Here is a 14,041-nt window from a genome sequence, read left to right on the forward strand (position 1 = left end):
GTGACGGTCCGTCCGCTGCGCTCCCGGACCGGTGGGACTTCGTCCCACTACCAGGCTTCCGCTTCGCTCCAGCCTGGCTGGCGGGTCCGCTGCGCTCCCCCGCCCAACGGTTCTTCCGGCTGCGCCTCCAGAACCGTTGGGCCCGCGTTGCGGGCCTGGCTGGTTAGGGGGAGGGTGGGGGTCGCTCGTTCGTGTGGGTTTCAGTGTAGCGGGTGCATCGGATTGATGCAGCATGTACCGTTGGCGGAAACACAGGACACCCCCAGACCGATCCAGGCGGGCGCAGTTTTTAAGGCTGCATCAGCGCTGATGCTCGGCCCATCACTTAGGCGAGGAATTACGAATTGGGAAGGCCGGGACCTCAGCCGCAGAACGGTACCCGGAAATGGGAAAGTCGAAATTCCGGCGGGCGGAGGTACCTGAGCCGAACGGCCCGCCGGGGCCGGACGGCGAAACCCGCCACGAAGGCCAGCCACGCCGCTTGGTGCTTGTTCGTCACGGGCGGCACCACCCGAGACTCAGAGCCGTTGGTGCCGCCCGCGGCCTGCGCGGGCCCAGGGGCCCGCACGCGAAGCCGCCTCAGCCACGAACGGTCCGGCTGGCGCCTACGGGTCGACCTCAGCCACCTAATACTTACGCAGATCAAGAACCCGCTGGTCAGCGGCCTGCACATCCGGCGATCTGTCACCCCAGGAGGTACACAACGCCTGCGATGTGTACCTCCTGGGTAGTCACATCGACGGCAAAACGTCAGCCAAGCCGACATTTTCAGGCGCGAAACGTCAGCGAGACCGACATCTGGGACAGCGTTCCGCCGAGCGGTCCGCGCTCGCGTGCAGGGGGGAGATCTGTCCCCCCCTGGGGGGACACAACACGCCGGAACGTCAGCCACGCCGACATATATGTCGGCGTGGCTGACATACTGCTGGCATCCAAGATCAGCGAAGTGGAGAGCAGCCTCGTGACACCCGAGCCACAGCGCCGCCGTCCCTCACCGAAGCGCGTGCCGCGCCGTACGGAGCTGCCCCTCGGTGAGGAGATCCAGGCGTGGTCCAAGCCGGTCCAGCCGGTTGAGGACCTCGACTCGGTCGCTCGCCGCTACCCGCGCCGGAAGCTCTCGCTCAGCAGCGAGCGCAAGCCGATGGAGTTCTACGAGCACCCGGAGCGCCCCAAGGCGTTCTCCATGGACTCGCTGGAGTTCTTCTTCCTGATCGCGCAGTACTTCCGTGAGGCCCTGCCGCTGCGGCTGATCCTGTTGCTGATCGCCTGCCAGAAGGCCGGCGGGCAGATTCGGCTGACGCAGGAGGAGATGGCGACGGTTCTGGACGTGCCCCGTGCGAAGACCAACGAGGCTCTGCAGGAGGTCATGAGCCATGGCATCGTCTTCAAGGTGCGCCGTGGTGTCTACCAGTTCAACCCGCCCTACTCGTACCGTGTAGCGGAGTTCATTCCGGGCACGGAGCTGGTCGAAGCTGAGTACGTGCAGGTCGACCAGGACAAGACGATCGCGAAGATCCGCAGGGACGAGAGCCTGCCGGATCTGGTGCGGTTCCCGTCGCTGGAGCACATGCGCGAGGCGATCGAGGAACTGCGCAAGAAGCGGGCCGAGGAACGCGCTGCACGCCGACTGGCCCGTGCGCAGCGCAAGGAGGAGGGATCAGCCCAGTGAGTACTTTGAAGTGGTCGGCGACCAACGCCGACGGTCTTCTCGCCGACCTGGACCTGCCGCCCGCCGCCTACCGGGCGCTGCTGAAGCTGCGGGCGCGCAGCGAGGCCGGCGGTCGCATCGCAATGGACCAGGGCACCCTCGGTGAGCTGCTCGGCCTCAGCCGCCCCAGTGTGAACGCCGCGCTGCGGGAGCTGGAGCTGGCCAAGCTGGTCAAGAAGGTCCGCAACGGCGTCTACCAGATCAACCCGATGCTGGCCGGCTACAACTCCCCCGAGGACGCTCTGGACGCCGTCAAGGCGATGCCCAAGGCGGACCGGCTGGACAGCAAGACCTACGTGAAGGACTACCACCGGGCCGTCGCCGCCTACCAGGACCAGCTCGCCGAGCAGCGCAAGAAGCGCGCGGCCGTGGCCGCTGCCAAGAAGGCCGCGGCAGCCAAGAGGCGCGGTTCGCTGCACGCTGTCAGCTGATCCGGCCGGCACCCTTCCACGGGCATCGGCGCTGCACCCTTCACGGGCGCAGCGCCGTTCGTGTTCCCGGTGCCGCTGTCGACGCCCAAGGGCCCTGTCTGGGTGGACAAAGGTTCCCCCGCACAGGGCAAACCGGTAGCCGTCAGCTCGGTTGGCATAGCTGGGGCGATCAGTGGAAACGGCGCCCAGATTTCCCAGAGAATCGTCTGGCCCGAGACGATGCGGATAGGGCCATGGTGAGGATGAGAAAACTTTTGATCGCCGCCGGCGGGGTGATTGCCACAGGATGCGTCGCGGCCCTCGCCTTCGGGTGGGGCCCGTTCGCCCCCGGCACTATCACCACAGACCGGCTGGCCGGAGCCTGGAAGGGTTCCGGCGGGGAGTCCCTGGAGTTCCGCAAGGACGGAACGTTCTGCGCGGCTCATTTTCCGATCGAGAGGTCCCCGGAGCAGCGAGTCGATACCTGCGGCACGTGGTCGCTCAGTGACGACCACGGCACCGACCAGGGGATCGACCTGGACTTCACAACGCCGTCGTACGCCATGATGGGCATGGTGCGGGTCTCCGGGCCCGAGGGGCGCAATGGCCTCTACGTCGACTGGAACGTCGACGACGCATCCGACCGCCTGGAACTGCACAGGGAGTCCTGAGCCGGGCCCAGGGGCCGACGGTGACACTTGCCGGGCGGCTCGCAGCAAGAGGGCGGTAGCACCAGGTAAACCGGTTCGTTCTGGAGCAGCAGAACAAACGGCGGTGGCCCCGGCGGTCTCGCTGCATCTCTTGCTGCACGAGTAAGGCCGGCCTTGCTACCCGAGCAGCACCCGTGTGCCGTCTGGGCCGTGCGAATGCTGCGCTGCACTCCTCACCGGGGAGCAGCAGACCTCTTGCACCCTTCACCACCAGGAGCAGCAGGACGTCGGCGGCCGAGCAGCACGAGGTGCTGCACCCGTCCGGTGACGGCCGCCGGCGGTCGCGGCCTGGCGGGGCGGGAGGCGTCTTGCACCCCATTGGTAGGTACTACAGGTAGTACCTATGTGCGGGTTGAGTCTCCTTCCCCCTGAGGCGGAGCTCGGGGCGGGAGCAGCGGGAGACGGCGTCCGAGGAGGAGGGTCTGGCGGCCGTCGTGGAGCCGGTGCCGAGGAGGCAGGGTGCTTCACCGCCGCTCGAAGCGCTGTGCGTCGCCGTGAGCGCCTTTCGGGGCCTTGATCGTCTCTCGGGAGCCGGGAGGGCGTCAGAGCGCCGCAGGCGGCCGTACAGCGCGGGGAAGGATCATGTGCGCCGGGGCGGGTGGAGCCGGTCTCGGTAGAAGCGGGGGCGGGGGATGTGAGCCCGCGCGGCGAGCTTCGCCCTCAGGGGGAAGGATCTACAACCCGCACATAGGTACTACCTGTAGTACCTATTAATGGGGTGCAAGGCCCGTCCGGGCCGGGGCGCAGCGGGGCCTGCAACGCAGAGTGCAACGCGAGCCTGATCCGTACCGTGCGGGGTGTTGCCACAGGTCACGGCCGCAACGCGGACTCGTTGCACTCACGTGTTGCACGGGCGCGTTGCGGGACGTGCCCTCGGCCCGGGAGCTCCGGGCAGGCCGGCGGCGCGGAGGTGAGTGCAAGGGTGCAAGGCGGGTGGCGAGCCCGGCGGCGAGGGCCGGCTGTGCTTCCGGTACTTCGCCTGCGGCGGGTGGGAAGAGCGCGCTCGTTCCCTGGTCAGTCAGTCCTAGGTCTTCCTTGTACGCGAGCGATCCCTCACCAACCGACGAACACGCGGAGAGGCCAGCCGCGCCATTGGAAAGGGATCCACGTACGCGAGGGGAGCCAGCCTGGCCGACGAAGTTTCCGGAAGGCTTCGCACCAGGCTGCTGTCCGGGAACCGAACGAGCCGTCCCAGTCTCTCAGCACATGTGACTTCTTGGCTTGCCTTCGGTGGGTACTGCGTCGCGGTGGTGTGGGCGGGGTGGTCGGCGTGGCGTGTCCGGGCCGCCGTGGCGAACCCTCCCGTTCCCGAGCGTGAGCTCGACGTCTACGAGCTGGGCTATCTGCGAGGGCGTGAGGCGGGAGCGGTGGCGGCCAGCGTGGGCTTGCTGCTCATGCGCGAGGCACTCCTGGCCCGTGAGGGCGGCATCGCCGTCAATCGCATCACCGCCAGAGGCGGTGACATCGTTGCTCCCGAGCCGCTCCCCGACGCTCTGCTGAGGCCGCTGGATCGTTCGGTGATGGCCGCGGCACGGGCGCACCAGCAGGCTCCTCGCGGGCGGTGGGACGTCCAGCCCGTGCAGTCGATCCACTCGCTGGCCGAGACGCGTCCTGTCCGGGCGGAGCTGGCACAGATCCGCGAGGCACTGGATCGGGACGGCTTGCTCGACGGCCTCGCGGCGCGGGCGCGGTTCCGGAGGGGCCTGCTTCCGCTCAAGATTCTGATCGGGGTAGGGGCCGTCGCGGCGTTCACGATCGGGCTGGGCAATCCGATCCCGCTGGTCCTCGCCACGACGGTCGCTGCGGTGACCGTCGTGGCGTTCACTCCGCCGTCGGTCAAGACCTCGGGGCGACTGGTCAGGCAGGCAGCTGAGCAGCATCCGGCCTACCGGCCACGGATGAACCCGTCGGGGGACGCCAACGATGCTGACGTGTTCGCGCTGGGCATCGCCTTGCACGGAGTATCCGTGCTCCACAGCCGCTATCCGCAGCTTGCCCCGCCCCCACCGACCCGGCAGGTGCGTCGCCGCGCCGGCTCGTCAGGGTCTGGTGGCGGTTGGTGGGGCGACGACGGGAGCGGCGGCGGATGTGGTTCGGGCGGCGACTGACTGAGCACGCACTCCGGCAGGCCCACGCCACCGTCGAAATGCCTCCGTGCGTGCGGCCATGCGCCCAGTCCAACTTCGTTGGCAGATAGTCCAAGTCCACTGTCAGCGGACAGCGCGGGCGAGGAACGCGGCGAGGTCCCCGGCGGCTTCGGGCTCGGTGGCGGCGAGCCGGGCCGCGAACGCCAGCTCGTCGGCGCGGGCGCCGGGGACCAGGCGGGCGAGTTCGGCGAGCAGCGCGGCGTGGGCGAGGACCAGCGGGGTGAGAAGGCCGGCGGCGGCTTCGCGGGCGGCCGGGTCGCGGTAGTGCCCGCGGTGCGCGGCCAGGGCACGGGCGAGCCAGGCGTCGACGTCGGCCTGGGCGCACCCGCCGGCTCGCCGGGTCAGCTCGTCCCGGGCGGCTTCGTCGCCGTCGCGGGGCTCGGTCTGCTCCAGGGCGCCGAGCTCGCGCAGCGCCTGGAGCTCGTCGGCGCGGGCGGCGGTCCGCTGCGCTTCCCGTACGGCGGCCTCGCGGTCGGCGGCGGCCGAGGCTTCGGCGGCGAGCTCGTCCTGGACGGCGGGGTCGGTGTCCGGGTCGTAGGCGGTGCCCGCTGGCGCGGCGGCGAGCAGCTGGCCCAGGCGCTCCCACTCCGCGAGCTCCGCCCGGCTGCGGACGTCGTCGGCCAGGTCCTCGTGGCGGGAGTCCTGCCGGGCGTCGAAGCGGGCGTCCTCGAGGGCCGTCGCGACGGCGGTGGCGTCCATGCCCTTCGCCCGGCGCCGAACGGCGCGGCGGCCGATGCGGGCGGGGTCGACCGGCTCGCGGGGCGCGGCGACGTGCGGGGCGAGCGGGCGGCGGGCGGTGCGCCGGGGCGGCCAGGGCGTGGTCATCGTCGGCCTCGTCTTCGTGGTGCGGATTCCGGGAGCGGGCCGCCGCCAGAGCGCTGTGCGGCGGCCCGCCGGATATGTTTCTAGCAGGTCGTGAATTCGGCCGGGTCAGAATCGGAATTCTATTTTCAAGACCTGTGTGAAATCTGCGCGTAGGCCATCGGCGCGGGTGCCCCAGTCGGTGAAATACGACTCCGTGATGGCCTCCGCGACGATCGGATGCAGGTCCTCCTCCGTCGCACCGGCCTCCTGGAGCTCCAGGATCTGCTTCGCGTAGGTGGGCGAGATTTCCGTGGTGACCTGGCGCTCGCGGCCGTCGTCCGAGGTGCCCTTGCACGTGAATCCAAAGAAGGCTGTGACGTCCACCATCATTCCTCTGGAGGTGGCCGCTGCCGCGCGCACCTGGGCCCTGACCTGCGGTTGCCACTCCGATTCCGTCTCCTCCACCAGGGCGGCCCGCAGGCGCTTCTGCGGGGTCGTCAGGGTCCCGGCGCGGTAGCGCTCCACCGTGCGGCGCGAGACGCCCAGGCGCTCCGCCAGGGCTTTGGTCGAGCCCTTCGCTCGCGTGAGGAGGAATTTCACCTGAGCCTTTGCGGATTTCGGCGCGGGCCGGGTGAACGCCCGCCGCTCCGCCCGCGTGAGGGCCTCCAGGACCTTGCCGCGGCGAGGGGCTGGCTGCTGCTGCTCGTGATCGTTCATGGGACCAGTCGGCCACGGTGTGCCTGTGGACGGAGGCAGACGCCCGCGCCGATCGTCGTCGGCCCGGCGCTCGTGTGACGTTACGTTTAACTTGGCCTCGTTGCCTGGTAAATGGCCATTCGTATGGTGGGAGCGATCCCGACGTGCCGTGTTGTGATCAAGCCCGGAGATCTGTGCGTGTCGTGTACGCCGTGCTGGTGCGGTGGTGGCACAGGACCGGGTACGGATCCGTTCGGATGTCTGCGGGCTGGAGGAGCTCGTGGACTCGTAAGCCGGACGGTTCTACTCTTCCCCCTCGAATGTGGGGCGCTGCTCCTCGAGCACTTCAAGGACCTCGACCTTGTCCGTGGGGACGATGTGAGCTGCGGGGATGTACTGGTTCGTCGTCCACCATGAGCCGGTGTCGATCTCCTGGCCCGCTCTCCCCCACTGCACCATCTCCACGACCTCCCCGGCCCGGAAAACTCTGAGCTCCTGCTCCAGCGAGCGGGCGTGGTGCTCGGCGCGGACACGCACCCGGGCCCGCACGAACCAGTCCCGCTCCGCGACACCCCCATGGCTCTTGCGAACGGTCATTCCTGACATCTACCCCAGTCGGCCGGCTTCGTCATCTCACCGTCTCGTGCGCCGGTTGCCGCGCTCATCCAGGCTCGTCGAGCCACTCGGGAGCGACCCCGATCAGCGCCACGTGTGGGGCTCAGGAGGATGGTGGTGCGAGTGTGGGGGCCCGCGGGCTGGCACGGGGACCCCCACACCTTCCCGTGTCTACGCCGAGGAGCTCAGGAGCGGGAGCGCCAGGCGGCAGTGGATCAGGGTTCTACGGGGGGTGGGCCGGGGAGGTCGGGCGGGGCGTCGGCGTCGTGCTTCCCAGGGTTCCCCGCGCACAAGGAGGAGTGTCGCGAGCATCGGGCCGCAGGTCAGGGGCATGAACGTCATGACGTCGCCGCCGTTGTCGGTGATCCGGCCCGGGTCGACTGTCGGCCTGCTGCGGCGGACGCGTTCAGGAGGCGCTGAACGGCCCGGGAGCGGTTCGCGAGTCTGAGGCGGCGTCCGTGCCGGGGCCACCAGCGAAGGACGGCGAGGAAGCCGGAGTCGCAGAAGGTGACCCGCGAGGTGTCCAGGACGAGGCCGGTGCAGCCGTGGTCGGCGGCCGAGGCCAGCAGCGCCCACAGCGGTGCGGCGCTGTAGTGGTCGATCTCCCCGGCGAGGTGGATGACCAGGGTGCTGCCGAGGGTGGTGCAGGAGTGGATGACTATGACGCCGGGCGCGGTGTCCGCGCCCGAGTCGTGCACGACGGGAGGGGCGGGGGCGGCGAGGGGCGCGGACAGTATCGGGGCGGTGGTCGAGGTACTCACGTCCCCATCAACGCCTTCCGCCCGGGGCCGGGAAACGAGCCATGCGGCTCTTTCACCCCATGTGACCAGCACCGTTCCCCGGCAGGAGGGAAAGATTCCACCCGGACGAGGCATACGGGCGTCCGTGACGCGATCAGCGGTTCCGCGATCACTAGTGCGGCTTTGCGGGCATGGACGCCTTACGTCGTCTTTGCCGCGGTTGGCGCGGCTGATCGACGGCCTCGCCTGCGCGTTCGGTCTCGAGAGCCGACGCGAGGAGCCGCTGTCCAGAAGCCGACGGCTCGGTGGATCCTTGATTCCCTCAGGCATCGCGCATGGGCGGTGCTGAATGGTGCCGAGCAGCTGAAGGGCCCCCGGGACGACGTGACAAATCGGGGCGGGGGCCCTTGCTCAGCAGCCCCGAGGGGGGCGCCTGGAAGCACCCTGTCACGCCGTCGTCGCGGCGGCCCGGAAAGCGGGCACCGCGCGTGAAGAATCACCCGGCCGGCTGCGGTTCTCTGCGTCCGTCCGGTGCGGTCGCGCAGGCTTCCCTCGGGGTGTACGAAGGCCCACTGCGCCGAGCGGTCACAGCCTTGGTGCCGTCGGGGTGTTGTCCGGCTCCAGGAGAGGGTCAGGACGCGGTGGGCGTGACGTGAGTGAGCGGCTGAAGGTTTCCGTACAGGGCTGCGTGGAGGGCGGCGGCGATTTCCCGGGCCCGGCCTTCGGCAGGCACACCGTGCAGGACGTAGTAGACCGGGCCTGCGTAGGCGTCCGCGCGGACCTCGTTGGCGGCGACCAGGCGCATCACGGCATCTCGGGCGGCCTCGCTGACGGCGTCATCGACGGTGTGCCCCGGGCCGGCGGTGAGAGTGTCCGCCTTCACCGACCACCACGGTCCCTGGCTCTCGATCGCGATGAACACGGCGCGCTGGACCTTGGCCTGGTGGTAGGCGGCGTCGAACCCCCCGGCGCCGGTGGCATCGGGGACGAGGTGAGCGGGGCAAGGGGTCGGCAGCGGCTCCATGGAGGCATGGTGCCAGGCGGATCGGCCTGGTACGAACAGATGCCGTCCGCCCCGAGGGACGAGTGCGGTGCGACTGGGTTCCAAGGGCGCGGGCGCCCTCCGGCTCGCCGCGCACCATGCTGGGCGCCGCGAGCCGGGGCGGTCAGGACACGGCGGGGGCCGCCGGGCCTGGGCCCGGCAACGGCAACGGCCCGGAGCCGCTGGCGCGTATGGCACGGGTGGCAGCCCCCACCTTGCACTCAGCGAGCGGGCCAGGGGGAGCGGCGGGTAAGGGCTGTCCACTCCTCGTCCGCCCGGCCCGGCACCAAGCGACCGGCGGTCTGCCACTGCTCGGCGAGTTCGGTATAGATCGGCTCCAGCTCGGTGAGCGGAACCGTTTCGCTACTGGTGCGCTGCACGCCGACGTGGGGCGTGAGCCGCAGCGTGGTGGTCACGCGGGATTCAACGGCATTTGGACTGTAAGGGTTACTCACGCGACGGCCCGGAGGTGAGGGACCGCAACGCGACGCAGGCCTGGTCGGCGTCGATGAGGAGCGCGAACTCCTCCAGCGCGACGGCCATGACCGCCTCGGGGGTGGCCCGCTGCCCCTCGGGAGCACGGCGGGTGGCGAGCTGAGCAGCGCCGCGGGCCACGATCGCTCCGCGCTCCGCGTCGTCGAGGGAGGTGTCCTTGAGTGCGGCAAGGACCTGCCGCCACAGCGTCACCGTCCACCCCCGGCCAGGGGCGCGGACAAGATGCCGGTCGGCTTCCGGGCGTCCACACCGGTGCCACCGCGGGCCCGGACGGGTTCGCCCTCGTCAGCGGAGAACAACTCCAGCAGGGCCCCCACGGACAGGAGGGCCTCCGCCGGATGCCGCAGCCTTCCCTCCGGACGGAGGGTGCAGTGCGTGCGCCGTCCATCCCGTTTTCGGCTGAGGTAACCGGCCTCTTCGAGGTCACCGACGATGCGCTGGGCGGCGCGTTCGGTGATGCGGCAGGCCGCGGCGATGTCACGGATACGCACGGCCGGATCGCGCGCGATGACCAGCAGCACACGCGCATGGTTGGTGAGGAAGCCCCATCCTGCGGCCTGCTGGCCCACGATCACCCCTGCCCCTCCGACGCTGCCATGCCCGGTACACCGGCTGGAAACCCCGGAAATCCGCTTCAACCATCATTTGCGGGGAAGCCGCTTCCGTGGTGAAGGCATCAGGCCCTGCCGGCCACACCGGACGGGCCGTGCCGCATACGCCCGGCGGTATCTTCTCAGGTCTCGGGCGAGACGGTTGGGCAGGCGGTGTGGAAGATCTTCCCTCGGTCGAGACGACCATGGCGGGCCCCTGCGTGGTGGCGAAGGTGCACGGAGCCATGGACTACACCTCCCAGCAGGAGCTGCGTGAGCAGCTGAAGCAGGTGATCGCTCACGCCGAGAGGGCCGTCGTGGTGGACCTGGCAGAGGTGTCGTTCAGCGACTCATCGGGTCTGAACGTGCTGCTGCGAACCCGTCACGAGGCGGAAAAGCCGGCGTGGCGCTGGTCCTGGCCTGCGTGCCGGGCCATCTGCGCCGGATTCTGGAGATCACCGGAGCCAGTCAGGTCCTGCGGATCTTCGCTACCGTCGCTGACGCCGCGACTGCCCTGAGTATCTGACAGCACCTTCCCGCGAAGCGCCGCCGGCCCGGGGCAAGCGCCTTGGTCGATCCCTGCGGTGGCCGAGTCCTCGGCGCAACATCGTGGTCAACCCCGTTGCAACACCAGCCGCCGACCACCGATCTCGCCAAGCGCGCTGGCCAACTGCCACGCAACGTCACAGCTGCTCGTCCGAGATGGTCTGCCGGTTCGTGCGCGCTGACGTCAGCGGCGGGTGACGGTGTAGCCCGCGTCGTTGACGGCGCGGGTCCACACGTCGCGGTCGAACCACTTGGTGATGTTCGGCTGCAGCTCGGTGATGGTGCGCATCCGCGTCTCCCAGTCGTGTCCGGCCGGCCCGCGGCTGCCGTCACAGCCGGTGCAGCCGTCCTCGCCGTGGATGTGGCCGGCCATCCAGGCGTTGACGGCGACGTTGATGATGACCGCGTACAGGTCGCCGCCGGTCTGCGCCAGGGAGTCCGGCACCCCGGCCAGGACCAGGGCGAGCTCCGGGTTGTCGATCGGCGGCATCGGGGCCTGCCCGACCCCCTTCTCGCTGCTGCTCTCCTCGTACGACGCCACGCTCTGCGCGAGCCGGTCGGCCGTGACGGAGGCGTCGAAGTACCGCCAGGCGGAGCGCACCTGGATCCCGAGCCGTTCCGACACGGTGGTGATCTGCTTCTCGATCGTGTCCTCCACGGTCGCCGGCGCGAAGGTCACCCCCCGGCGGGCCAGCTCCGCGAGCGTCTGGGCAACGGCTTCCTTGAACGCCTTCGTGTTCCGCACCACCGCATCGTAGGGGCGCCGACGACGCCTCCGGACGGCTTCACCGGCATCAACCGCAGCCCTGGGGCACGGGGAGCAGCGGGAAGACGCGGAGCCGGCGGTGAGGCTTCGGCCGAGAAGGTATGGCGCGGCCGGAGCGGGCCGGGAAGGAACTTCGGTGGACAGCAAGCCGGCGCCCGGGACAACCGCAGGAACGCGTTCGAGTGTGCGATCGGTCTTTCGCGGCCTCGTACGAATTGGTGGAGGGCGTTGTCAGAGGGGTCTGCAACGCTCCCGCCCATGCCCATGATCAGCCCGAAACTGGCGTGCACCGTCTTCACGGACGAGACCCGCGACGCCTCGCTGCCCCTGCGCCCCGAGGCCCTGCTGAAGACAATGTCGCACCACCTGCGCTGGCACGGGCACGTCGTCGTCGGCGACGTCGCCCTGCGCCTGTACAAGCACAAGGGGCCGTGGCGGTACGACGAACGCGACGTGCGCCGGGCCGCCCGGGACCTGTCCGCCGTGACCGTCGATCACGACGACCTGGTCGAGGTCGTGCTCCCCGGACAGCGGTGGCGCGAGGAGGGCCGCGGCGAGGATGAGGACACCTGGAACCGTGCGAACTGGCGTGGTCAGATCGCCGGCTGGATGTACCACGAGGCCCTGTCCAAGGAGCTGGCACGGGACCGGCCGTACACCGAGCGCAGCGACTGGGCGCGGATCGGGGAGAACGGCCTGCCGGGCGAGCTGACGTGGGAGGAGTTCGTCTCCGCGCGGGCTGACTCTCGCCTCTCGTCCACGATCGCCAGCACCTACCCCCTGGAACTGCTCACCTGGAGCGAGGGCTGCTGGTGGCTGCCCCGCGCCTACGCCGACCTCCTGGACCGATGGGAGGCGTTGGAGGACAAGCTCCTCGAGCGAGCGCGGGTGTGCTCGCGGTGCGGAGCACGGGGGCCGCGCTGGAGCGGCTGGAGGACGCCGACCACGACCGGGTACGTGACGATGTGCCCGCCGTGCTCGGGGGCGGAGTTCACCGCGTACACCGGGCACCTGCGCGGAGTGCCGTACGGGCAGATGCGGGCCAGGAAGCTGCGGGCCGACGACTACCTGTGCCGACTGTGCCAGTCGAGCAGGGCCTCGGTGTGGGACCACTGCCACGGGCACGACCTGGTCCGCGGCCCGGTCTGCGCCAGCTGCAACACCTTCGAGGGCAAGGGCCTCCCGGAGCTCCTGCTGCGGCGGGAGGAGGTCGTGGCGCACCTGCTGGAATGCAGCCGCTGCCGCGAGGAGCGAACCCTTCCCCCGCGGTTCCACGCCGCGGTAGCCGGGCTCCACCTGGAAGCCGAGGCCCGGCACGCCAGCTGCCTCGTGCAGCCGGCCGTGCGACACCGGGGCACCACTGCGGGCGGGCACGTCTTCGACCTGTACTGCGACCGGCACTGGACCAAGAAGTGGAGCAAGGAGGTGTCGGCTACCGAGGCGCACGAGTTGGTGCGTGCCTTCGTCGACCAGGCGCTCGCGGCCGGACAACCTGGCGCTGGTGTGCCGGGCCCGCGAGCGGCTTCCGAGACGAACGCGCGGACGTGACGAGGTCCCTGCCGGGCGGTGTGCGAGAGGACGGCGCGTTGGGTTGTCGGACCGGTCTGGCACGATGCGGGCAGAACTGGCCGGCGGCTGGCCGACGGCCCTGATGGCAGGAGGACCCGGATGCTGCTGCGACCCGGCAGGACTTGTGATGAGGCGCTCGAACTCCTGAAGAACGTGACGGATCAGGGCCTGAACGACGTGCAGAACTCCGTGCCGCACTTCTTCCCGTCCGGAGGCGAAGAGGACGCTTCACGACGCACCGAAAAGATCAAGCACCTGCACCATGTGGTGAACCAGTACGACCAGTGGACGCTCCAGGCGACCAAGAGCCTGCTGGAGGTCTTCGCCAACCGGTCCATAGCGACCCGGCTGCGCGGCGAGCGCTACGCCAGCGTCGTCTTCGGCGACCACACAGCGAACCGGCTCGCCCAGCTGCTGAACTTCGAGCTCAACGAGCTGCGCACGTACTTCATGGACCTGGGCAACGAGCTGTACCGGATGAAGGCCGCGCACGCCCATCACCAGGGCCGGACCGTGGTTCTGGACACCAACGACCTGCTGCACTACTCCCGGTACGACAAGATCCCCTGGGCCAAGCTCTACGGCAAGAACACGGTCGTGGTCATCCCCCACGTGGTCGTCGACGAGATCGACAAGAAGTCCTACGCCACGAGCGACACCATCCGGCGGCGGGCCCGGGGCGTCTTCGCCCTGCTGGAGCAGACCCTCACGGAGCAGCGCCAGGGCGAGGCAACGGCTGGCGGGGTACGGATCGAGGTGCTCCTGGACGAGCCCCAGCATGTGCGGCTGCCGAACAACGACGACGAGATCGTGGCCCGGGCCTGCGAGCTCCAGCAGGCCATCGCACCTGTTCAGGTCACGGTCCTGACGGGGGACAACGGCATGAGGGCGCGAGCGCTCGCCTGGGGCCTGGAAGCCGAGAAGCTGCCGGAGAAGTACAGGATCGAGCAAATCACAGCCCGGCAGAAGGACGAGTACCTGCAGACCATCACGGCGCCGGAGGAACCGGAACCCGTTTCCGCGTCTTGACCGCACAGACCGAGCGGGCCCGGACCGTCTGTGACTGAGCGCTTCACTTGGCCGTTTGAGCGTTTGGTCAACCGGACGCGGGTGCCAGCGGTCGCGCGGACGCACCCGGTGCGGCTGCTCTAGGCCGTGTATCGAAAGAGACTTGCCGGATGCCGCGAGCCGGTATCGACGACG

At 69.7% G+C, this 14,041-nt stretch carries 15 protein-coding genes and 1 pseudogene; 7 read left to right on the plus strand and 9 right to left on the minus strand.

Annotated features, from left to right (window positions below; all coding sequences use genetic code 11):
- Positions 1–910 precede the first annotated feature (910 nt).
- The 4 genes from IE321_RS37820 (at position 911) to IE321_RS37835 (ending at position 4,936) form a co-directional block, all read left to right on the plus strand.
- Entirely contained in the window at positions 911–1,669 is a 759-nt protein-coding gene (locus IE321_RS37820) for a hypothetical protein (RefSeq protein ID WP_226652215.1), read from the plus strand.
- Positions 1,666–2,139: a helix-turn-helix domain-containing protein gene (locus IE321_RS37825; RefSeq protein WP_190226238.1), complete on the plus strand. Its 474-nt coding sequence runs from the start codon at positions 1,666–1,668 to the stop codon at positions 2,137–2,139. The genes IE321_RS37820 and IE321_RS37825 overlap by 4 nt, the downstream gene beginning before the upstream one ends.
- A 233-nt stretch (positions 2,140–2,372) precedes the next feature.
- Positions 2,373–2,789 carry a hypothetical protein gene (locus tag IE321_RS37830; protein ID WP_190226239.1) on the plus strand — a complete coding sequence of 139 codons (417 nt, stop codon included), beginning with the start codon at positions 2,373–2,375 and terminating at the stop codon, positions 2,787–2,789.
- Positions 2,790–4,078: 1,289 nt separating this feature from the next.
- A complete protein-coding gene (locus IE321_RS37835) occupies positions 4,079–4,936 on the plus strand; it encodes a TIGR04222 domain-containing membrane protein (RefSeq protein ID WP_226651538.1) in 858 nt (285 codons plus the stop codon).
- Positions 4,937–5,038: 102 nt separating this feature from the next.
- Here IE321_RS37835 and IE321_RS37840 read toward each other — a convergent pair whose 3' ends face one another.
- The 8 genes from IE321_RS37840 to IE321_RS37875 all read right to left on the minus strand — a co-directional run bounded on the left by IE321_RS37840 (position 5,039) and on the right by IE321_RS37875 (position 9,942).
- Positions 5,039–5,800: a hypothetical protein gene (locus tag IE321_RS37840; RefSeq protein ID WP_190226241.1), complete on the minus strand. Its 762-nt coding sequence runs from the start codon at positions 5,798–5,800 to the stop codon at positions 5,039–5,041.
- A gap of 105 nt (positions 5,801–5,905) precedes the next feature.
- Positions 5,906–6,496, minus strand: coding sequence for a telomere-protecting terminal protein Tpg (gene tpg, locus IE321_RS37845; RefSeq protein WP_190226242.1), 591 nt, complete (start codon positions 6,494–6,496; stop codon positions 5,906–5,908).
- A gap of 282 nt (positions 6,497–6,778) precedes the next feature.
- Positions 6,779–7,072, minus strand: coding sequence for a hypothetical protein (locus tag IE321_RS37850; RefSeq protein WP_190226243.1), 294 nt, complete (start codon positions 7,070–7,072; stop codon positions 6,779–6,781).
- 356 nt (positions 7,073–7,428) lie between these two features.
- A complete protein-coding gene (locus IE321_RS37855) occupies positions 7,429–7,851 on the minus strand; it encodes an STAS domain-containing protein (protein WP_190226244.1) in 423 nt (140 codons plus the stop codon).
- A gap of 610 nt (positions 7,852–8,461) precedes the next feature.
- On the minus strand, positions 8,462–8,854 hold the full coding sequence (locus IE321_RS37860) for a hypothetical protein (RefSeq protein ID WP_190226245.1): 393 nt from the start codon (positions 8,852–8,854) through the stop codon (positions 8,462–8,464).
- A 239-nt stretch (positions 8,855–9,093) separates the two neighbouring features.
- Complete coding sequence (locus IE321_RS37865; protein WP_190226246.1) at positions 9,094–9,288, minus strand: hypothetical protein; 195 nt, start codon at positions 9,286–9,288, stop codon at positions 9,094–9,096.
- A gap of 31 nt (positions 9,289–9,319) precedes the next feature.
- Positions 9,320–9,559 (minus strand): hypothetical protein, encoded by a 240-nt coding sequence (locus IE321_RS37870; protein ID WP_190226247.1) that lies wholly within the window; start codon positions 9,557–9,559, stop codon positions 9,320–9,322.
- A complete protein-coding gene (locus IE321_RS37875; RefSeq protein WP_190226248.1) occupies positions 9,556–9,942 on the minus strand; it encodes a helix-turn-helix transcriptional regulator in 387 nt (128 codons plus the stop codon). The genes IE321_RS37870 and IE321_RS37875 overlap by 4 nt, the downstream gene beginning before the upstream one ends.
- A gap of 221 nt (positions 9,943–10,163) precedes the next feature.
- Between IE321_RS37875 and IE321_RS37880 the strand changes: the two are divergent.
- Positions 10,164–10,483: pseudogene (locus IE321_RS37880) on the plus strand (STAS domain-containing protein).
- 204 nt (positions 10,484–10,687) lie between these two features.
- On the opposite strand, the gene IE321_RS37885 reads toward IE321_RS37880, so the two are convergent.
- The gene (locus IE321_RS37885; RefSeq protein WP_226651537.1) at positions 10,688–11,248 is read right to left on the minus strand and encodes a hypothetical protein; all 561 of its coding nucleotides are present in this window, start codon (positions 11,246–11,248) and stop codon (positions 10,688–10,690) included.
- A 279-nt stretch (positions 11,249–11,527) separates the two neighbouring features.
- On the opposite strand from IE321_RS37885, the gene IE321_RS37890 reads away from it, so the two are divergent.
- Together IE321_RS37890 and IE321_RS37895 are read left to right on the plus strand one after the other, a co-directional pair.
- Positions 11,528–12,817, plus strand: a complete 1,290-nt coding sequence (locus IE321_RS37890) for an endonuclease domain-containing protein (protein WP_190226251.1) — start codon at positions 11,528–11,530, stop codon at positions 12,815–12,817.
- A gap of 120 nt (positions 12,818–12,937) precedes the next feature.
- On the plus strand, positions 12,938–13,867 hold the full coding sequence (locus IE321_RS37895) for a PIN domain-containing protein (RefSeq protein WP_190226252.1): 930 nt from the start codon (positions 12,938–12,940) through the stop codon (positions 13,865–13,867).
- The last annotated feature ends 174 nt before the right edge of the window (positions 13,868–14,041 follow it).

Origin of the sequence: Streptomyces hydrogenans (assembly GCF_014656075.1) — a bacterium.
In the GTDB taxonomy this organism is placed as follows: domain Bacteria; phylum Actinomycetota; class Actinomycetes; order Streptomycetales; family Streptomycetaceae; genus Streptomyces; species Streptomyces hydrogenans.